The sequence below is a fragment of the Ramlibacter sp. WS9 genome (assembly GCF_003797765.1).
Classification (GTDB): domain Bacteria; phylum Pseudomonadota; class Gammaproteobacteria; order Burkholderiales; family Burkholderiaceae_C; genus Ramlibacter.
Genome location: NZ_RKMB01000113.1, coordinates 1 through 580, shown reverse-complemented (window position 1 = coordinate 580; position 580 = coordinate 1). Strand labels below are relative to the sequence as shown.

The following is a 580-nucleotide window of genomic DNA, read 5'->3' as shown; positions in this document are numbered from 1 at the left end:
CCGGCTCGGCAGCGGAGGGCTGCTGCCGACCTGGCTGTTCTGTCAGGGATTGCGCCACGTCATCGGCAGGCGCGCGCTGCTCGGCGGCCGCTGTCTCGGAGACCGGCTCGACAGGCTGATCGGCAGGCTGCTCGCCGGCTTGCGGCTTTTTCCGCCACCAGCCGAACAGACCTTTCTTTTCCCCGCCCTGCGGGGCCTTCTTGTCGTCGTTGGAACCAAACATGAATGCTTGTATCTCAAGGGAGCGGCACGGGACGTGGCCGCCCGGAAAACGGATGGGTATCCTAGCATCTCCTCGCCCGACGGGGCTAAGGGTCCTGCCCCGCAGTGACCTGAGACCCCGGTGGCGGCACGAAAGGTCCAGATCACCATGAAAACCCCAGCTCGCCGCCGCGTCGGCCTGCTCCTAGCCAGCCTTTGTCTCCCGCTTTTCGCCCAGGCGGCGGAAACCCAGCCCACCCACGAGTTCAGCCTCGACAACGGCCTGAAGGTCATAGTGCGTGAAGACCACCGCGCCCCGGTGGTGGTTTCCCAGCTCTGGTACAGGATCGGCTCCAGCTACGAGACACCCGGGCTCACC

Annotated in this window: 1 protein-coding gene and 1 pseudogene; one reads left to right on the top strand and one right to left on the bottom strand. The window is 65.9% G+C overall.

Annotated features, from left to right (window positions below; translation table 11 throughout):
* On the bottom strand, nt 1-223 hold a 223-nt coding region (locus EEB15_RS33205), incomplete at its 3' end, for a hypothetical protein (RefSeq protein WP_046880512.1).
* A 147-nt stretch (nt 224-370) separates the two neighbouring features.
* On the opposite strand from EEB15_RS33205, the pseudogene EEB15_RS33200 reads away from it, so the two are divergent.
* Nucleotides 371-580: pseudogene (locus tag EEB15_RS33200) on the top strand (insulinase family protein); the annotation flags it as partial.